The organism is Aquimarina macrocephali (genome assembly GCF_051627225.1).
Lineage (GTDB): Bacteria > Bacteroidota > Bacteroidia > Flavobacteriales > Flavobacteriaceae > Aquimarina > Aquimarina macrocephali.
Genome location: NZ_CP151795.1, coordinates 288,083 through 308,052, shown reverse-complemented (window position 1 = coordinate 308,052; position 19,970 = coordinate 288,083). Strand labels below are relative to the sequence as shown.

Below are 19,970 nucleotides of genomic sequence, written 5' to 3'. Positions count from 1 at the left end.
CTTTTAAAAAATCACTTTGACTTAAGTCAAAAGGATAATTACTAAGTGTTACTGTAGCTTTGTTAAAGGTTTGATTCTATTATAGATACGTTACCTAAAATAGATTAAGATGATGCAACAACGATCTGTTGTTTCTTTAATTCCTCTTCGTTTAAGTCTCGTGTCAACCAACCACTTCTACCAGCTGTAGCTATTGCATAAGGGGTAATCCAAAATAAAGTAAAGGCATAAAAAACACTATATGGATACGCCCAGAAAGACTCTGATATAGTATGCTTTCTGGCATAAAATAAAGCTTGTATACTCGAAAAAACTAGTATGCTTACCAATGTAGAACTAAAGAATAATAATGGATATGTACCTATGAAAAATAACATTAACAGCATAGCTGGATATGCAGCTATCATTTTTAACCATTGGTTTAAGAGTAGTACTCTGGTACCAATTTTAGTCCCTTTTCTAAAATTTGTAAAGGCAAATTTACTCATAGCAATATTCTCTCGAATGTTACTTCTCTCCCAGCGGATAAACATTTTAGATAGGTTTTTGTAGCGCTCTGGAGTGTTGGTATAAACGTATGCTTCACGTTGAAAAAATACTTTATACCCTTGCTTCAAAATCATATTAGTCATAGCTCGATCCTCACCGATTTTCGAAACTTCTCCCATAAAAGTTTGATTAATCCAGTCTTGAAGACAATTGAAGACCGCCTCTCTACGATAAGCAGATAAAGCGCCTGGTGTGCATAATACCGAACCTAATCTACTTTGTGCAGAACGTATAAATTCGAAACTAAAGGCGAAACTTACATTTAGCATACGTGGAATTACAGCTTTTTCTCTGTTCAATACGCGTACATTTCCGGCTACAGCTCCACACTCTTTATTTACAACAAAAGGACTTGCCATAAGACGCAATGTATCTTTTTTAACTATAGAATCACTATCAACAGTTATGAATACTTCTCCTGTGGCTAAATTGAATCCACGGTATAATGCATGCCTTTTTCCTTTGTTTTTGGGTTGTTGGTATATTGAAACACGATCGCCTAATACTTCTTTAGCTTTTTGCATCCATTGCCAGGTATTATCCTGACTTCCATCATCAATAGAAATTAACTGTAATTTTTCTTTCGGATAATCACTTTCGGCAAGACTAATTAAAGTTTTATAAACCAATTCTCCTTCATTATAAGCGGGTACTATAACTGTACACGAGGGTAATTTTTCATACGATACTGGTTTAATGGCCTTGTAACGTAGATATAAAAACAGCAAATAAATTAAAAAACTAATCTTAACTGTAAGTAGCATGATACCAGTGATCATCAAGGGGATTCCCCAGGCAGTATTCATTCTTTCTAAATACACTTTTTCAAAATAAGGTTGTAGAAAGTAAAATAAGGATACACCACCAAATATCAATAGAAATGTTGCTATTAGAATGAGAGGTGATGATACATTTGAAATAAATTTTTCTAGAATATTAGGGGATTTATTTATAGATATTGATGTTTCCAAAGATTCGCAAGATGTTGATTGCTTCATGAATGTTTCCTTAAATTACTCGTGAGAGAAAACAACATTGATGCCATTTTGGATAGGGTTTGAATAACAAGTGTTTAGGCGGTTGTTCTAATTTTTTGGATGTGGAAATCTTACACACAAGTGTGTATTTATACGTCATTATTGCATAAAATTAAATGTGATATGTGTGCTTTTATCAGCAAAAAGGCATCCGGCCCCACTTATATAAGTACCAGAGGGGACTTGTATAAGTGGGGGTAGAAAGTGTCTTGTCCTGAAATAGGTTTACACAAACAGTGTAAAAAATGGAAAGATATTTAAAGCTTACTTCTGTCCAACAAGGCAAAAGATACAGTGAAGATTTTAAGCTATATTTTGTCACAAGTTTATATATAATTATTTCTTTTACTATTATATCTTTGTTTATTAAGTGTTAGGTATAGTGTTGGTTTTGATTGTTTTATGCGTTATAAAATGGTTAATTCGATTTATTACTGTATTAAATAAAGTCAAAATGACTTTATTCTATGAAATTAAATTAGAAACATAATGAAAATTAGTATTTGGTCGGATATTAGATGTCCTTTTTGTTATATCGGAAAAAAGAAATTCGAAACAGCATTGGAGCGTTTTGCTCATAAAGATAATGTAATAGTGGAATGGAAAAGCTTTGAGTTAGATCCAGATTTAAAAACACAACCTCATATAGGTACTATAGATTATTATGCAGATATAAAGGGGATGGGGAGACAAAGCGCAGAGCAATTATTTGGCAATGCAACACAAATGGCAAAAGAAGTAGGGTTAGATTTTCATATAGAAAACGCGATAACTGCAAATTCTCTTAATGCGCATAGGTTGATTCACTTTGCAAAAACCAAAGGTTATGCAGAAACTATAGGCGAGGCCTTGTTGAGTGCATATTTGGTAGAAGGTAAAAATATAGACGATATAATATATCTGGCAGATTTGGCAGGTTCTATAGGAATGGATAAAGAAGAAACAGCAAAAATGTTGGCTTCTGACGAATATATATACCATGTAAGACAAGATCAGATGGAGGCTAAGAATATTGGAGTAAACGGAGTGCCGTTTTTTGTTTTGAATAATAAATATGGGATTTCTGGGGCTCAATCTCCAGAAGCATTTTTACAAGTAATGGAAAAAGCATGGAGTGAGTATCAAAAAGAAAATCCAGCTTTAGAAATAACAAAAGGAGATACGTGTGATCTAGACGGTAATTGTAATTAATGTTATTTATTCATCAAAAAAATGGAAGCAAAAAATTTAGAAAAAGCAATAAAAGTAATTTGAGATTCTGATAAAGATACACAGGTTAAAATTGATGGATCTATGCTGTATCAGGAAGAAGCAAAACCACAAATGATTAATGATTTAATAGGAAAGGGTTTTGAGATTCCACTTTTATGAGGGAGAAACGCAGGTATTAGAAAAAAATGAGAAGGGACCGAATAAAACTATAATAAATGAATCAGAATTATGGGATTTTTTATATTTTCATGATTGAGTAGAAATTTATAGAAAAAAATTAAAAAACTAAAGTTCAATAAACAAATGAGAAACCTAATTATAGTATTTATTCTTTTAATATCCTTATGTGGTTATAGCCAAGAGGGAAAGACACAGGTAAATGTATCTAAATTTTATAGAGAAGGTGATTTATCGTTCTTACATATAGAGAAAGAAAAATACATTATAATGCAGATGACTCATTTTGAAAATGAAAAAAGTAATGAAAAAGAAATGATACTAAACGGAGTAGAGTATCGATTAAAAAAGGTATTTAAAATTAAAAACCTGAATTCAACTTCATCTATTCATTCCTTAGAGTACTGGTCTAGTTTAAATAATGACATTATACTAATGGATAAGTAGAAAGTATATTTGTTTGAATTTAAAAAAATAATGAAACAATAATTACTTTCCTATTTACTTTTGGGTTAAAAAAGAAACCTCTTTAAAAAAAGAGGCTTCAGGTGTTTCTGTGGAGTCTGAGAGGGCTGTAGCGATTAGTAAATGTCCTCAGGACATTTGCAGCGAAAGAGCCAGCTGATGCATTGGCCGAATCCCCCGGATACACAAAAACCTGCCGTTTGGCAGGTTTGTAGTGGAGTCGGAGGGATTCGAACCTATTTGTTAATATTTTACTTAAAGATACCGATAAGCTATAGAATACAGTTATTAGGATAATTCATATAGTTCATTTATATTTGATAATAGTATTTAAATATAACAAAACTAGCACCTAAAATAGCACCTGTTGAAATCCACCTTCAAACTTAAGCATCCTAAATCGGATAAACCAACCTTGATTTATTTCAGGACGTATTTCAAAGATTTGAAAAAATCATTTATATATTCTACAGGTGAATCTATAAACCCTGATGATTGGGATTTTAAAAACCATCAGCCTCTAAAGCTAAATGGTAAGGGTACTGTTGCTGAGATAAAGAGATCAATAAATAAACAGTTAAATCGGTATAAGGACACATTTAATTCTGTTTATGCTAGGTACAAAACTATTGGTGAAGAATTGACGATAGATATTTTAAGGAATGAGTTTAATAAGGAGTTTGAGAAATCAAGTCAAACAGAATCAGACTTTATAAAAGTTTATGATTTATTCCTGAAAAGTAAAACTGAAGACCAGGGAGATAAAGCTATTAGTAATTCAACTTTGAAGCGGTACAAGTGTAATAAAAACTTACTCATAGAATTTCAAGAACACACTAAAGCGGTATTATCATTTTCAAAAATCAACGATGATTTTTATAATCGATTTTTGAAATTTTGTACAGAGATAAAAAAACATTCTGCAAATACATTAAGTAGGAATGTTGGTTTGTTTAAAACATTTATGTTTTGGTCTGTTAAGAATAACTACACTTATAATTTGAATTTTCAAGATTTCGCCAAAGTAAAAAGATATAATACTCAAGAGATTTCTTTAACAAAAAAACAAATTGAGGAGATATATAATTTCGACCTCAAAAATAATCCCAAGTTGGCAAAAATACGAGATCTATTTGTTCTCGGTGCTACTACGGGTTTTCGGTTTGGGAATTACTCTAGAATAAGAAAAGAAGATATCTATAATGATTCAATAAATGTTGTTGACGTAAAGGATAGTAGCAAAAGTTTATCTGTTCCTTTAAATAAATATTCTAACTCAATTCTAGAGAAGTATAATTACGATCTCCCTAAGATTTCCAATCAAAAATTTAACGACTATATAAAGGATCTTTTTAAGCTTATGGAATATGACGAGCCTATCAAAAAGACAATGCGTTACGGAAAGAATATAGTAGAAACTACGGATCTTTTGTATAATCGAATTACGAGCCATACAGCCAGAAGATCCTTTATTACAATTCTGAAAAATGAAGGTATTCCTGATAAGGTAATTATGAGTTATACAGGGCATTCTAGTATCGAAATGCTAAACTTATATTATAAACCTACAGATGAGGATAAAATAACGTATATGAATAATGTATTTAACTAAGAATATGAACTTAGAGACAGAAATATTTAAAAAGGTTACGACAGATACATTCTTTATCTCGGTGAAGAATGTGTTTGAACTAAACAGTGTATCCAGTCTTCAAAAACTATTTGATAAATACTATTCATTCTATCAGGAACATTATGATTTAACAATAGATTATGCTTCTGGAAAATATCTAAACAATGATGTGAAAAACCTAAGCGACGAGGAACTAAAAAGAAACATCGAAGAATTAATTAATTCTTTTAACGATAGTGAGGTCACAAAACTAGGTGCTTTAGTATACCAAAAAACACATGCTTTTACTCAAGAGTTTCCATTTTCTAAAATTATTAAACTGTTGTATGAAGAAAGGTTTAGAACTGAAAAATCAAAAATCAAAAAGAAACTTATTGAGAATTTTCCAGATAATCTAAGAACAGATATACCTAAGTTTGTGCTAATCTCGCATCTGAAAAAAGTCTTAAAAGAGATGCCTAATTGTACTGATGAAAAAGAGGTATGCAATGAAAAAAATACTTCTAATGATTTCAACCAAAAAAGGAAATTAAAGCCTGGAAGGAAAAAAAAAGGAGAACTGGCTATTCTTAGAGTAATAGCTATTAAATGGTTATCTATTAGATTAAAAAATCATGATAAACTATTCGATTATAAGGATGAGGAAGATTTTTATATTAAAATTGCAGAATTGGAAAATTTGCCAACACCAAAATCTTTTGGAACAGAATTTAGAAGAGTTAATGCTTGTTTTCAAATCGACGAAGTGTACCTAAAAATGCATGTTAAGGAAATAATTAAAGCAAAAGAATCAATTCCTTTAGAATATGATAAAGCTCGGTCATATTTAGAGAAACTTATAACAGAATATAAAGAAAAGTAATATTACAGTAATATTACTCACCAAAACCTTACCATTCATTTGCACTGTTGAACTATAAAAAAAACAGTGTAATATGGAAAACCCATTTGATACGTTACTCGGAGAACTAGGAAAAATTAATAACTCCCTCAATTATTTAATTAATCGTCCTAAAGAAGATAAATCCGATAACTTATATACAGTAAAAGAAGCTGCTGAAATCTTCAAAGTAGACACCCAAACTATTCGAAATCATATCGAAAAAGGAACTATTCAGGCTAGGAAAATAGGTTCTAGGATCCTCATTGCTCATACAGAACTTTACAACTCGTTAGATGAAGTGAAATCACTTCGATATAAACGATAACCTAATTTTTATTCAAAAGAAAACTTCTCCAATACGGTGAAAATAACCGAGACTTTGGCAAACCAAACAATAGATAATAAGCAGCTTGAAGAAAAAGGTTTACATAAAACAACCAAATCATGTATCAACAGCTCGATATGAGCTTTCTGCACTAGAAAAGAACATCCTTTATAATATTATTGATGAGCTTCAAAAAAATATGTCTATGAATCGATTTCAGGAATATAAAGAACAAGAAATTACTATTGAGTTAAAAAAAATAGATAAAAACAATAATTACTCAAGAGTAAAAAAAGCGATCAAAGGTTTAATTTCAAAACCTGTCGATTATAATTATAACATTTCGATTAAAGGAAAAGATTCTGAGCAGATTGCAGAAAGTATAACTGCATTAGTAGCAAGTGCTGATTTTATTCCAAAATCTCAATATATAACTTTTTTCATCCCTCCATCAGCCTGTAGGTTCTTTTGTTATTTAGGCGGAGGATTTACTTCATTTCAAAAAACAATAGCAATTAGCCTAAGCTCTACCTATTCAAAGTCTCTATATGAATTATGCTGTAGATGGAGTGATAAAGGAGGATATTCATGCACCATTAAAGAGTTGAAAAAATATTTATCCATTTCAGATAAATATAAACAAATTGCTCACTTAAGAAACAAGGTATTAAATGTTGCAGAAAAAGAATTAAAACAAAAAGCAGACTTATTTTTCACATATTCTTTAAAAAAAGCAGGAGCAAGCAGAAGCTACACAGATATATCAATTAAAATTCATCGGAATACTTCTTCTAAAAATGAATACTACGGAGTTAGAGAAGAACATTATGCAAGTGTGTATAGTTTTTTGAATAGATGCTTCCCTAATTATATAGATGATAAAGCACTAATCTATTCCGAATCATTAGCTACTTCTGGAAATCTAGATAAAGCATATTCACGATTCATAAGATTAGATGATGAGTTTGCATCTGGATCTAAAACCAAAGCAGATATCTGCAACTTATTATTGAAAGTGATACTCCCAGAAATGGGAGTAATAACAAAGGTGAAAAACAAAAATCACACTCAGTTAAAGGTAAGTGTGAATTAGAGCGCTCATTTAGTCATTTGGTGTGATTTGTTTAGTCAATTGGTGTGAATAAGAAAAATATGTTTAGTCAATTGGTGTGATTTAAGTCTGGAAACACCTGTAAACATAAGGGGTGTAGCAACAGTACAATAAGGTTAACCTATAATAAATATAACAAGTAGTAACAAAAAATAAAAATGCTGATGAAAAAAGAAAAATTAAATTGCCAAAACGCACGTAATGTGTCAATAATTGACACGATGACGAGACTAGCATATAAGCCTGCAAAAATAAACGCAAAATCAGCTTTATACTTTTCGCCTTTCAGAAACGAGAAGACACTGTCTTTTAAAGTTGATATAAAACTCAACAGGTGGTATGATCATAGCGAAGGATCTGGTGGTAACGTGATCGACTTAGTTTCCAAAATAAAAAACTGTTCTGTTGTTGAAGCCTTAACTTTTTTGAGTGACGAAAAAGCTCTTTTTTCTTTTCAGCAGCCAAACCCTTTTCATCCCGTAGTTGGAGAAAAGGAAGCTTCCTCTTATAAAATTTTGAAAATCGGAGAACTCCAAAATGAAGCCCTTTTAGATTATTTAAAAACTCGAAAAATAAACTTGAAAGCAGCTATTCAATATTGTTATGAAATTTATTACAAAATGAATGGCAAGCCATTTTTTTCTATAGCTTTTAGAAATGATCATAAAGGTTATGAATTGAGGAACAAATATTTTAAAGGTTGTATTGGAAATAAGAATATTACAACCATAAAAAATGGCTCTAATATAGTATTCGTATTCGAAGGTTTTATTGATTTCCTTTCTCATCTCACTTTGTTTGATTCTGGAAATTTTGTTAAGGATTACATCATCTTAAACTCAGTTTCTTTAGCAAAAGAAATAGTGCCATTAATCAAAGAGTATTCTTCTGTATATACCTTTTTGGATAATGACGATGCAGGTAAAAAAGCGACAACTTTGTTAATGAAAAACCATGTAAAAGTTATGGTTTGTAATCTACTTTTTCATGAGCATAATGACCTGAATGATTATCTAGTATATAAAGAAAAAAATAAGGTTACGTAGTAAGCAAGGTGGGACGGTATCAGAGATCCGTCCAACCTTGCTCTGCGAGGCTAAAAAACTGATTTTCAGATATTTACTTAAGATTGGTTTATTTGGAATTATGCGATCGAATTGCATAATCACCTAGAGACCCTATGAATAGTAATGATTAATGCATAAAGTATAGCATAATGAAGTATAAAACAATAAGAATATATGAAAGTGATTTTAATGATCTAAATGTCTTTTGTAAACGATATAACTTATCAAAAACAGAACTGATAGAGGCTTTTATTTTATACTTTAAAAAAACAGATTTAGATCCAAGAGAGCCTACAAACGCAACTAAAGAAATTGTCAAACTTAAGTCACAATTAATATCATTTATCAAGACACAGGAAAAGGATAAACTGAACCCTTTAATTAGAAAACAAGATCTACTAATAGAGAGCTTTTCAAAGCTTATAAATGAAGATTTAGTTACTAAAAATTTTATGATTGAACTAGCAACAAAACTGGGGAATTCAATTGTAAATAAAATTAATGAAAAATGATAATTAAAATTCAAACATCAGAAAAGTCTAATGGTAATAAAGGGTCTAGTACTGCTTTTGCAAATTATCTAGAAAAAGAGGATTTAGCAATGGAAAGGGAAGCCTTTGATAAAGGAGAACTTCCTATGCCAAGAGCAGGTTTTTTTTCACAAGAAAATGATGGGATTATGAGGAATGATGTAATACAAGCTATAGATACTAATAAGAAAGGCTTAGGACGAAATGCTTCAAAGTTTTATGGGATAAGTATTGCGCCGTCACAAAAAGAACAACAGCATATTTTGAAGAATATGACAGGTAGAAATATCAAATCTATACAGGAATTAACAAACAAAGAACAAAAACAATATGAAGCTGTTTTAAAAGAATATTCAAAACTAGTTATGACAGAATACGCAATGCATTTAAAAAGACCTGGTCTAAATGATGGAAGTCAATTAGTCTATTTTGGTAAAGTAGAGCATTCAAGAACATATCGAGGATCTGATCAAGAAGTAAAAAGTGGTTTAGCTAAATCTAACTCTATTAAACCCGGACTTAATTCTCACGTGCATGTAATAGTTAGTAGAAAGGATAAGGATATGAAATTAAAATTATCTCCTATGACCGAGGATAAAGGAAAAGAGAAAAAATGTATTACCAATGGTGTACCAACCCAAAGAGGGTTTGATAGAAATCTTTTCAATATCAAAGCAGAAGCGATATTCGATAAAGCATTCAATTATAAAAGGGAGCTTAATGAAAAAGTTGAATATCGAATTGAAGCTACTAAAGACCCTATTAAAAATTCCCAAATAAAACTTACATCAGACAATAATCGAAAACAACAATTGCAGCAAGAACTTATCAATCAATATGATTCTAGAAACTCATATTTAAAAGATGATAAAAACCTCTCACAAAATATAAAACCAGTTATAGAAAAACAGAAAAACAACGAATTGAGCATATAATTATAACTCTAAAACAACAGAAAACATGATGCACATATTCTTAAAAATCCACTCTGGAATTGAAGTGGTAATCATACTAATAAACTTATTAGCAATGATTCAAATTTATCAATGGTTAAGAACAGAAGTCGGAATGATTCATAGTATTATTTTAAGTTTTATTCTTTCTTTGGTTATATTATTAATGATAGCCCCTGCATTAATATTTATTGGTATTGTATTTATAGTTATCAATTCTATTAAAGCATATAAATACTTCAAAAAAAATAAAGGAAAAAAGGTTATTGAAGAAATCAAGCAAGATAATCCAGATAGTATTTATTTGGATAGTGAAAAAGGAATAATTGAAATAGGGAACCCTTATACTGGGATTCTTATTCAAGGATCTGCAGGGTCAGGGAAATCAAGATCTTTATTTTATCCTATTATAAAACAGTTTGTTGAAAATGATTTTTCAGGAATCATTTATGACTTCAAAGCGCCTGAATTATCTGAATTTGCGTATTCGTTTTACAATCCTGACAGCAAGGTGAAATTTGCATTCTTGAATTTTAAAGATGCTTCGAATTCCGTAAGAGTTAATCCTTTGTCTCCAAAGTATCTTACAAAACAAGCCGTTGCCTTTGAAATGGCTACAATTTTGATTAACAACCTACTCCCTGAGAGTATAAAAAAGAAAGATTATTGGACTAGAAGCTCTATTTCCGTGATTGCAGGAGCTATATGGTACTTGCGGAACAATCATCCTGATCTATGCACCCTACCACACCTAATTGCAATGATTCTTTTTTTTCCTTCTGTTCAATTAATCAGTATGCTAAGTTCTGATATTGAAACTGCAGGAATGATATCCAGTTTAAAAGAAGCGCACGAAATGAATGCAGAAAAACAGATTGCTGGTGTAGTTGGAACAATCAAAAATGCGTTGGCACAATTAAATATTCCAGAAATATTCTATTTGCTTTCTGATGATGAGATAAATTTAGATTTGAATAACAAAGAAACTCCTACTTTTTTGGCTATTGGTAATGACAGTACTTTATCAAACACCTATGCGCCCGTTATCTCTCTAATTATAGGAACTTGCGTTCGCCAAATGAACCAGCCTAATAAGCATAGGAGTACAGTTATTCTTGATGAAATTAGCACTTTGTATATACCAGATTTCGAACAAATACCAGCAACTGCAAGGAGTAACCGGGTTGCAAGTGTAGTAGGACTGCAAGATCATAGCCAGATGTTAGATAAATATGGAGCAGAAAAAGCTCAAGTATTGATTAGCAATTTAAGTAATCAATTCTATGGGCGAACAGTAAATGAAAAAACTGCGGATATGATTGTAAAATTATTTGGGAAACACGATGTTACTTACAATTCAACTTCCTCAAGTTCAGGATCTAGTTCTGGAGGTTTTTTAAGTGGGAATTTTTCAGAAAGTAATAACACTTCGGTATCTCAATCTATTCAACAAAGAGAGCGCGTAAAAGTTTCTGATATCATCAATCTGTCTGCAGGAAAGTTTTATGGAACTATAGCCGAAGGAAATATGACAGAATTAATAGGAGTTCAGTTGAAGCAAGTTCCTGATTCAAAAAAAGAGTTTGAAAATATAGAACAAACCATACTTCCTGATCAGGTTTTCAAAAACATTTACGAAGATGTGAAATCATTAAGCAAAGAAAAAACTACTGATTTAGATGATTCACAAGATTTCAAGATAGAACTTAATTAGTTTAATCCTTAATATTTTTACAATGAAAAACACAATTCGCCTACTGGCAGTAATGCTCTATTGCCTAAATCTAACGGGGCAAACATCAGAAGAAACTCTTAGTCTTTTTGATACTCTCAATGAGAAAATAGAAACACTTTCTTCTCAACTGAAAAAAAGAAACGAGAAATTTTCAAAAAATCATCAATTAAGAAACGGTATTTCTATGATTGGCGGTTACTCCGAAAATGGCTATGGAATAATGGCTAATCTTCATTATTACCCTAACAAAAACATTAACCGACATTTTGAAATAGGAGGTTATGCTGGTTTTATGGAAGAAAGGAAAACAGGATATAATATTCCTGTTGAATTATATTCTTTGAATATCGGTTACTTTATTGGAATTCCCTTTTTAAGCAGTAAAAATGATGCTTTTCGATTTTCCATCGGAGCAGGTGGAACCATAGGAAATGAATCAATCGACGTTTCAGAAATCCAATTAGATGCTCTAGAGTCTATTTCAACAGAAGATGGTGCTGTATATGGTTTTTATGGAGCAGTGGAATCTGATATAAAAATCTTCACATATCTATCTGGAGTAGTTCGGTATACTCATTTCCATCATCCAAAAAGCGATATAGGTAAAACAAAATTCTTAATAGGCTTAGGTCTCAATTTTAAATTTTAAAACACTCACACAATGAAAAAAATAATCATATTTATCAGTTTAGTAGTATCTATCTTATCCTGTGAAGAAATCGAAGTAGATACCCAAAAGGCAAACCCTACTGATTTTAGTATCACTGCAAGTGTAAACCAAGAATCCTTACTCGTAAATGAAAAATTTGAATTCAACCTTTTTATTGAGGCTGTCACTCCAATTACCGAAGAACTTAACTATTCTCTAAAGTTCTTTGATACAGGTGTAAATGGAAAACTTTCAATAAATGGGATCGTATATCAAGAAGGTGAGAGTATTCCAGGTATATCACAAGGCACTACAGTTATTGATTACATAGGAAACGAAGTGGGGTCTGGAAATATTACTTTCCAAGTCATAGCTTCAAATGATTTAGTAAAAAGTATTCCTGTTTCCATTTCTATACAAAAAACAGATTTTGATTTTGAAGTTCTTTTTGATCAAAGTGAAAACTATATTAATGAAAAAACCTCATTTAATATTAATCTTAAAAAAAGAGGTTCAGAATCTTTAACCTTTAAGGCTTATTTTAAAAATATTGAAGGAGAAGTAACTTTAGATAATCAAGGAGAATCAATCCTTCAGAACAGAATGTTTGATATAGCCGAAGGTGTGACTTTTGGAAATTTCAGAGGTATAGTTCCAGAAGAATCAGAAATTGAATTTGTTGTCGAAGCATCAAATGGCATTACAAAATCTCAATCAGTTAGTTATAAAACTTTATTGACTAATTTTACTGTATTAGTTACACCAACTCCATTAAGAGATGGTTACTTATCTGGGATTGATTTTGGTATTTTAATTTTGCCTCCTGAAAACCTTACTCAAGAATTAAACTATTCTTTATTTTTTACTTCTGAAGGTTTAGGAGATCTTCGTCTTACCATACGTAATTTTGGAGACGATACCATAACTTCTTCTGGATACGAAGTGGGCTTAGATACTCCTGTTAGCTATTCTTTAAACGGTTTTTTGCAAGAAATGGGCGTTGGTTCTGCTAGACAAGGAAATATGACACTGTATTTTAAAGATTCTAATGGTGCGACTTATGAAACTACAGTTGATGTTGAATTCTTAGATTAAGCCTTTCTCATATTAACATTGAATAGAGAAATAGGAATCTAAATTTCACTTATCTCGAAAAAACTCCCAAAATCCCTGTTAAGGCCTATGCAGGCACTTACCAGAAATCTTTGCTCGTTTTTTCTTCACTAAGCAAAATTTAGAGCATTGATGTTTTCAATCAACACTTTGCATTAACTCGTACCTCAGTAATACAAAGAGTTAATTGAAAGAGGAGCAGAGTTAGCGGATTTCTCCATACTTCCGAAAAACGCTAACACTGCATTCTGAACAAAAGGGAAAAAACGAAAACCTAAAAAAACATGATCGCAAAATTTCTAAACTCTTTAGAGGCAATTTTGATCCCAATGCTCATACTTCTCATCGCATTTATAGTAGATGCAGGTGTTTTGTTTTATCGAGTATTACCTGAATATATGGACAAGGATCTAAAACTCTTTGCTTCTATAATGCTTGGAATTGCGGTTGCTTTTCCTTTATTATTAACTAGCGTTAATTCCGACCTCCTGAAGCATAAATATAAAATTGGATTTCCTGAGATCTTCGGTTTCTGCAGCTTCTTTATGACCTTGTTGTTTTTTGATGTGTTTTCTGCAGAGATAAAATCATTTAATTGGTATTTGACCAGTGTATTTATGTGTTTGCTTTTGGGGCTGATCGATTATCTATATGCTGATCTATTTGTGAAAAAGTGCAATCAGATTCATAATCTGGCGCAATGGCAATTGGACTATGAAAAATTAATAGACGAAAACCAGAGTCTAACAAAAGAACTGGATAAGTCTGATTTAGTCCTGCAGCAGTCTGAAGAGGAACTATTAAAGACTAAAGAAAGCCTAAAAGGGACTATAGAAAGTCTAGAAGAAGCTAATGAAAAACTTACATGTCCTTACTGCAAACAATTACAGAAATCCATCAGTGCCTATCGAAACCATATAGGAAGCTGCAAGGACAACCCTAAGAACAAGTTAAACGGAAAGGTTAAATCAATATCCATTACAAAAGAATCTTAATTATTATGAGTACCATGTTTTTCACATCAGATCATCATTTTGGGCATAAAGGAATAATCAAACACGCCAAAAGACCTTTCGATTCAGTAGAAGAAATGAATGAAACCATGATCTTAAGATGGAATGAAAAGGTAAAAAAGAATGATATCGTATATCATTTAGGTGATATCGGGTTAATGGCATCTAGTAAGCTAGTCGAGATCCTAGAACGTCTAAACGGAAAAATTCATTTGATTAAAGGAAATCACGATGATTTAAACCGGAATTGTAAAGATCGGTTTGAATGGATCAAAGATTATTACGAATTAAAACTGCCTGATCCAGGTTCGGTAAATAATCAATTAATAGTTATGATGCATTATCCTTTAATGACCTGGAAAGGAAAATATAGTGGTTCTTATCATTTATTTGGACACTCCCATGGAAAACTAACAAACTTCAATAGAAATACTGCCTTAGATGTAGGAGTAGACTGTCATGATTTTTATCCTATTTCTTATGAGGAAATGAAAACAATAATGCAAAATAAAGTTTGAAACTTTACAAGCCTAGTATTCGTAATTACACACCCCTTATTAAAAAAATCCCAACCTGAACACAGCGTAAAGCAAATTATCCCAAGTTTAACATGTCGTAAGTGTTTATTGATAACAGCTAAAAACAATAATTCGGATAATATGCTCTTGTTTGTTTCATTCTTTATTTGAATTTTACTAGCGGTTTAGTTATGAGCAGTAGTGTTTTGAAGGGTGTAATTGCTTATATGTTTTGTTAGCAAATGTTCTTTTTTCAATAGTTGTTTCATTACCGATTTCGCCCTTATCAAATTCACTATAGACCAGTTTTATTTTATGTAGGATAATAGATGTTACTTATGTCAACCTAATTCTAGTTGCTTTTAATTTAATGGAAGCCAAAATGGAACTAAAAACTAATAAACATATATTTAATATCAAGAAGAAGTATAAAACTATATAACTATAAAACACGGCGCCTTTAATATCTTTATGTTTATTGAAATATTCGTAAACAGTAATTGAGTCAGTTTCATGAAAAAAATTAAAAATACTGCCATACAATTCTATTTTTTCGGATAATTTAGGAGTTTGATATAAAGGAAGAACGACAGCACCATAGTCATCCTCTAACACTAACCTGTTCAAATAGTGGAAATAACAAAAAAGAGAAATTAGGAATAATGTTGCAATTCCAATTATAATAAGATTAATTTTTTTAATTGACAACTTTGATAACATTACCCTATTAATTAGAGTTAATACAACAACCATGAATGCAGTAAATTGAGCAACAACTAATAATAATGACTTAAAGTCATCAGTTGGGGGAAGTAATTTACTTTCGGTTAAAATTAAATAACTTGGTAGTAGACTTACCAATCCGGTTATTCCTAATATCAATTTACTTAGTTTTTTCATTTATTTAGATTAATAAACATGGTGTTTTTACGATTCTTTAGAATAACAAATTTCTTTTTAAATATTTTTCCATTAAAGATAATTATTGCCATATACTTCCTTGCAATAGCTCTAAATGAAACATTATCATTACATATCCAAAAATCATCACTAGACTCTAAGAATTTGATTAGATTTTCACCATTAAATTTAGAAATATAAGAATTCCAATCATCAATTTTCACTAAATACTTATCGGCATTTTTGGGTTCTGTTAAAATAAATATGTTGTCAACGTAATCATAGCCAAGTGGCTCCCACATACCTGACAATTCAGCATCCATTATTGGAGTAAGTACTATTTGTATTAAGCCTTCACGATTATCAATAGAACCCAATGAGATATTTCCTAAAGTATTTTTAGTGTTTAAGATCAATTCTTTTGAGATTAATAAGGCATTTGAAATGCACTTATCATAAACTTTTTCAGGATAGTTATTTAATCTATATCCTGAATTTATCTTAAGACTATAATCTAATTTGACCGTTTCTAATGATATATTTAACACCTTTAGTAGTAACTTCCCATTTTTTGAAATTCTTCTTTCGGACTTATTAAATAAATTTTTATTAGGTATTTCTAAAAGTATCCTTCCACGATCAATCCTTAAATATTCGACTCCAAGTTGACGAAGACGTCCAGATAGATTCCTCATATCTAATCTTAAAAGAGAATCGTTAGTTTTTACTTCCTCATGAAGTTCATCAAAGAAATATGAATGATTTTTATTAACGATTGTATCTTGGGAAGATAGATTTTTAGTTATAAACAAAAAGAAAAAAAATATTTTATAAAATTTCATATCAAATCGTTATTGATAAGTATTTAGAACAATTTCTAGAGTGAATATCAACGGATCAAAGTAAGTTTTCGACTGATCTCTACTAATTTAATAAATAAATAGAGACTAACTGATTGATTATTAATACTTTTTTTAGATTTTCAATTTTTACTTGCAGAAATTCTTTTTCTTTAATCATCTTATCGGTTATTTGAACTTTAAATTATAGTAGGGTCTCCACCCCAACCTTTAAGATTTTCGTTCTTTATTTCTTGTTCAGTTTGAAATCGTATAGTGTTTGAATGCAAAGGAAATTCATTAATGCTACCATCTTCTAATTCTACTATCGCAACTTGTTCTGGACTCTTACTCCATTTATTTATTCCATCGAACCATTTGTGAAAAAATCCAACATATTCTTTTAACGGTTTTTCGATATCTCTAGATTCAGTTTCTTTTTCCTTTATGAAGACTTTTCTTAATTCGTTATTCATAATAATGTATTAGTTTTAAGAGTTAGTATTTAATAGGTTTATTGAACTTTATTTTCTTACAAATTCATCTTCTTCAACTTTATACTCATTTTCAGAAATAGTGGAATTAAAGCTTAAATAATTTCGAGCATATGACTTTGTTATTGGTCTTTTATCATAGACCACATTAAGAACTTCTTCTAATGTCACCTTCTCTTCTATATTCAATTTATCAAAATTATTTTTTACGTATTTAATAAAATCATCTTTCAAATGATTAATTTCTCTAATCAAATAGTTAGGATAATTCTCTTTTAAAAAGTACTCTCTTCCAGATTTTTTACAATATGCATAACCAAGTTCATTTTGTAAGATTTTGAAAACCTCTAACTGTAGATTATCTATTACCAATTTTAGTCCTTTTCTATAAGTTTTCATTAGCCTAACGGTTGATAAGAATTTAGTATGATATATTTTTTTCAAATGGTTCGCCAAAAGGGATCTTAGAAATTTCCTTATTTAAAAAATCCAAATATTCCGACAATGCAATCTCCTTAGAATAAAATACCAATAAAATAGCTAAGGATAATTGTTTCGGCCCTGATCCGTCATACCCCCAAGAAAACCCAGTAGGAGAATGACACTTTAGTTTTAAGGACTTTTCTAAATTTAATTCTTTTCCATTGACCCAGATTTTGCTTGTTCTTGGATCTCCTTTTAATTTGAATCTTGCCATTGGTTTATTGAACTTTATTAAGATATTCTTTTATAACTCCAGTTTTCTTTAATAATGGATAAGCTACCTATTTTAATCTGATACTTGTGTTCTACAGTTCTCTTAATCTCATCTGAAGATGGTTCTTCAACTTCACTAATAACTTCTAGATTCATTCCTTTAAGAATTTTTCCTGAAGTTTTTAAACAAACTAATCATATAATATCATATTATCTATTTGTTACTTTAGTTATCAGGATTCTTTGATTTTTGATCTTCAAAAATTACTTTGTCATTTTCTAATATTGAACTGCGTAACTTAAACCATTCAGCAGCTTTAATCAATGTTAATGTTTCAGATGGTATACTATCATAATTTTTCATTAAATCCCTCAATTCAGTAACATCCTCATTTCGCAAAATAAAACTGCATGATTGATTAATTTTATTTGGTAATGCCCCTGATTTCCCTGCGACCATACTAAATTTTTGCATTTTTTTATAACTAATCGAATTTCCGTATTCTAAAACAATTCCCTTTAGGGCATATGAAAATAGTTTTTCTTCTTTTTTAGTACTAAACACAATATTGTAATCCGTAAGTTTCCCTGAGTTATGATCTATTAAATTAACATCTAAAATGTACTTGTTAGAACTTTTATAAGAATTACTTACAACTAATGATACCTCATTTAACTTATGAATTTCTTCCAATGCAAGATATTTATGCATTTTCGGTAATTGATCATAAAAATTATCAAAACGCTTTTCAAGGTTAGAACTTTTTTCTATCGATGTATGAATCGAACCATTCATATTAAAAAGAGTCACTCCAATACCAGTTAATCCCGCAAGAATTAAACCGTTAAAAATATTTTTCCTCACTTTTTTATTCATCAGTTTATTGAATTTTTAATTTCATTTTTTTTTTAAAATTGCGTTTAAAAATGTTTACTGTAGTAATCATAATCTCCTCCATAATATTTAATGAAAGTCTCTTTGGAATAATAAATCCCTCTTATCTGTGATGTACCCATTCCTTCTTTTATCATAAAGAGTGAATTACCTGTAAAGTCAATAAAAACTGGTCTTTCCACGTCCTTCCAGCTTTTACGCGGATTTTTCCACTTGAAGAACTCTCCATTTTTTTCTTTTGTTATTTTTGGCCCCATTATCAATCGTACTAGTTCTTCTGTATTATCAATGAATTCTTCATAGCGCTTATCGTCCCAGTATCTTTTAGGTGTAAGGTTGTTTTTAAGTTTCTCTCCATTAATTAACCATAACATTTGTTCACCGTAGAAATTTTCTCTCTCTTTGATTGTATATTTTTTTATTGGGGAATTCTGTAACTCAATAACAATACCTTTTTTAGTCTTAATATCCGCAATATGCTTTTTACCTTCTTTAGTAATTATTTTTTCGGTATTTTCTTTTCCAAAAGACATTTTCCAATGAAAGTGCCAATTTGTCTCTGGTTCGTACCAGGAATCACAGTTTTCTTTTTTAGAGTGTGCCCAATGCCAAACATTAATATCACCACATTTTGAAAATACCTTTTCATTACAAAAAGGACATATTCCTTCTGTATTTGGGATTGCTTCCTTCTTTTCATTTTTTACTATGGCCCAAATCATATTTAACTAATTTTATCCAATTGTAACTTTTATCGGTTTATTGAACTTTTAATTCACAAGTTAAATTTCTACATTGTAATATGGACAATCTTGTGTGGTCACCAGTTTATTATACCAATAACAACATTTTGGACCAGAACAGGCATAACCTAACTTTGACTGATTTTCAACATCTCGTTCTTCCGCAACTCGGCTAAATTCAGTATTTATCGTTACAGCTATCTCTGGATTATATCTACTGCCATCAGGTAGTCTTGATTTAAGAACACATGTTTGTTCATTATTTAAATTTATACACATAAGTTATTTATAGTTTATTTTCAGATAAAAGTTATCGGTTTATTGAACTTTTAAGATTCTATTTGTTTGTATTCAGGAAAACCTACTAATTCAGCATGTCTACTGTTTGTAAAACAACAGTTATACGGATTAGAAGATACTCCAAGTTTTGGTT

At 30.5% G+C, this 19,970-nt stretch carries 23 protein-coding genes; 14 read left to right on the top strand and 9 right to left on the bottom strand.

All coding sequences use genetic code 11. The annotated features are described in order from the left end of the window. Positions 1-104 precede the first annotated feature (104 nt). On the bottom strand, positions 105-1,547 hold the full coding sequence (locus AAFU52_RS01380; RefSeq protein ID WP_438424893.1) for a glycosyltransferase: 1,443 nt from the start codon (positions 1,545-1,547) through the stop codon (positions 105-107). Positions 1,548-2,075: 528 nt separating this feature from the next. On the opposite strand from AAFU52_RS01380, the gene AAFU52_RS01375 reads away from it, so the two are divergent. From AAFU52_RS01375 to AAFU52_RS01310, 14 genes are all read left to right on the top strand, one after another. Then, complete coding sequence (locus AAFU52_RS01375) at positions 2,076-2,777, top strand: DsbA family oxidoreductase (RefSeq protein ID WP_438424891.1); 702 nt, start codon at positions 2,076-2,078, stop codon at positions 2,775-2,777. 324 nt (positions 2,778-3,101) lie between these two features. Continuing rightward, positions 3,102-3,422, top strand: a complete 321-nt coding sequence (locus AAFU52_RS01370; RefSeq protein WP_438424888.1) for a hypothetical protein — start codon at positions 3,102-3,104, stop codon at positions 3,420-3,422. A gap of 385 nt (positions 3,423-3,807) precedes the next feature. Beyond that, the gene (locus tag AAFU52_RS01365; RefSeq protein ID WP_438424886.1) at positions 3,808-5,052 is read left to right on the top strand and encodes a tyrosine-type recombinase/integrase; all 1,245 of its coding nucleotides are present in this window, start codon (positions 3,808-3,810) and stop codon (positions 5,050-5,052) included. 4 nt (positions 5,053-5,056) lie between these two features. After that, positions 5,057-5,935: a hypothetical protein gene (locus tag AAFU52_RS01360; protein ID WP_438424883.1), complete on the top strand. Its 879-nt coding sequence runs from the start codon at positions 5,057-5,059 to the stop codon at positions 5,933-5,935. 73 nt (positions 5,936-6,008) lie between these two features. Continuing rightward, on the top strand, positions 6,009-6,281 hold the full coding sequence (locus AAFU52_RS01355; RefSeq protein WP_438424881.1) for a helix-turn-helix domain-containing protein: 273 nt from the start codon (positions 6,009-6,011) through the stop codon (positions 6,279-6,281). An 85-nt stretch (positions 6,282-6,366) separates the two neighbouring features. Beyond that, on the top strand, positions 6,367-7,374 hold the full coding sequence (locus tag AAFU52_RS01350) for a replication initiation protein (RefSeq protein WP_438424879.1): 1,008 nt from the start codon (positions 6,367-6,369) through the stop codon (positions 7,372-7,374). Between the two features lie 182 nt (positions 7,375-7,556). After that, positions 7,557-8,438 (top strand): toprim domain-containing protein, encoded by an 882-nt coding sequence (locus tag AAFU52_RS01345; protein ID WP_438424877.1) that lies wholly within the window; start codon positions 7,557-7,559, stop codon positions 8,436-8,438. A gap of 170 nt (positions 8,439-8,608) precedes the next feature. Then, positions 8,609-8,971 carry a BfmA/BtgA family mobilization protein gene (locus AAFU52_RS01340; RefSeq protein WP_438424875.1) on the top strand — a complete coding sequence of 121 codons (363 nt, stop codon included), beginning with the start codon at positions 8,609-8,611 and terminating at the stop codon, positions 8,969-8,971. Further along, the gene (locus AAFU52_RS01335) at positions 8,968-9,924 is read left to right on the top strand and encodes a DUF5712 family protein (protein WP_438424873.1); all 957 of its coding nucleotides are present in this window, start codon (positions 8,968-8,970) and stop codon (positions 9,922-9,924) included. Before AAFU52_RS01340 ends, AAFU52_RS01335 begins: the two co-directional genes overlap by 4 nt. A gap of 25 nt (positions 9,925-9,949) precedes the next feature. After that, the gene (locus AAFU52_RS01330; protein ID WP_438424871.1) at positions 9,950-11,656 is read left to right on the top strand and encodes a type IV secretory system conjugative DNA transfer family protein; all 1,707 of its coding nucleotides are present in this window, start codon (positions 9,950-9,952) and stop codon (positions 11,654-11,656) included. A gap of 22 nt (positions 11,657-11,678) precedes the next feature. After that, complete coding sequence (locus AAFU52_RS01325; RefSeq protein WP_438424870.1) at positions 11,679-12,326, top strand: conjugal transfer protein TraO; 648 nt, start codon at positions 11,679-11,681, stop codon at positions 12,324-12,326. A gap of 12 nt (positions 12,327-12,338) precedes the next feature. After that, the gene (locus AAFU52_RS01320) at positions 12,339-13,421 is read left to right on the top strand and encodes a hypothetical protein (RefSeq protein ID WP_438424868.1); all 1,083 of its coding nucleotides are present in this window, start codon (positions 12,339-12,341) and stop codon (positions 13,419-13,421) included. Positions 13,422-13,768: 347 nt separating this feature from the next. After that, positions 13,769-14,434: a hypothetical protein gene (locus AAFU52_RS01315; protein WP_438424865.1), complete on the top strand. Its 666-nt coding sequence runs from the start codon at positions 13,769-13,771 to the stop codon at positions 14,432-14,434. Between the two features lie 5 nt (positions 14,435-14,439). Beyond that, positions 14,440-14,970, top strand: coding sequence for a metallophosphoesterase family protein (locus tag AAFU52_RS01310; RefSeq protein WP_438424863.1), 531 nt, complete (start codon positions 14,440-14,442; stop codon positions 14,968-14,970). A gap of 336 nt (positions 14,971-15,306) precedes the next feature. On the opposite strand, the gene AAFU52_RS01305 is transcribed toward AAFU52_RS01310, so the two are convergent. From AAFU52_RS01305 to AAFU52_RS01270, 8 genes are all read right to left on the bottom strand, one after another. Continuing rightward, positions 15,307-15,870, bottom strand: coding sequence for a hypothetical protein (locus AAFU52_RS01305; protein WP_438424862.1), 564 nt, complete (start codon positions 15,868-15,870; stop codon positions 15,307-15,309). Further along, positions 15,867-16,712: a hypothetical protein gene (locus tag AAFU52_RS01300; protein WP_438424860.1), complete on the bottom strand. Its 846-nt coding sequence runs from the start codon at positions 16,710-16,712 to the stop codon at positions 15,867-15,869. The genes AAFU52_RS01305 and AAFU52_RS01300 overlap by 4 nt, the downstream gene beginning before the upstream one ends. 197 nt (positions 16,713-16,909) lie before the next feature. After that, the gene (locus AAFU52_RS01295) at positions 16,910-17,185 is read right to left on the bottom strand and encodes a hypothetical protein (protein ID WP_438424858.1); all 276 of its coding nucleotides are present in this window, start codon (positions 17,183-17,185) and stop codon (positions 16,910-16,912) included. Positions 17,186-17,233: 48 nt separating this feature from the next. Beyond that, positions 17,234-17,602, bottom strand: a complete 369-nt coding sequence (locus tag AAFU52_RS01290) for a hypothetical protein (protein WP_438424856.1) — start codon at positions 17,600-17,602, stop codon at positions 17,234-17,236. A gap of 22 nt (positions 17,603-17,624) precedes the next feature. Beyond that, entirely contained in the window at positions 17,625-17,900 is a 276-nt protein-coding gene (locus AAFU52_RS01285; protein WP_438424854.1) for a DUF6166 domain-containing protein, read from the bottom strand. Positions 17,901-17,917: 17 nt separating this feature from the next. Beyond that, positions 17,918-18,055: a hypothetical protein gene (locus AAFU52_RS01280; RefSeq protein ID WP_438424852.1), complete on the bottom strand. Its 138-nt coding sequence runs from the start codon at positions 18,053-18,055 to the stop codon at positions 17,918-17,920. Positions 18,056-18,125: 70 nt separating this feature from the next. Further along, the gene (locus tag AAFU52_RS01275; protein WP_438424850.1) at positions 18,126-18,776 is read right to left on the bottom strand and encodes a hypothetical protein; all 651 of its coding nucleotides are present in this window, start codon (positions 18,774-18,776) and stop codon (positions 18,126-18,128) included. Between the two features lie 44 nt (positions 18,777-18,820). Further along, a complete protein-coding gene (locus AAFU52_RS01270; protein ID WP_438424848.1) occupies positions 18,821-19,516 on the bottom strand; it encodes a competence protein CoiA in 696 nt (231 codons plus the stop codon). Positions 19,517-19,970: the final 454 nt, after the last annotated feature.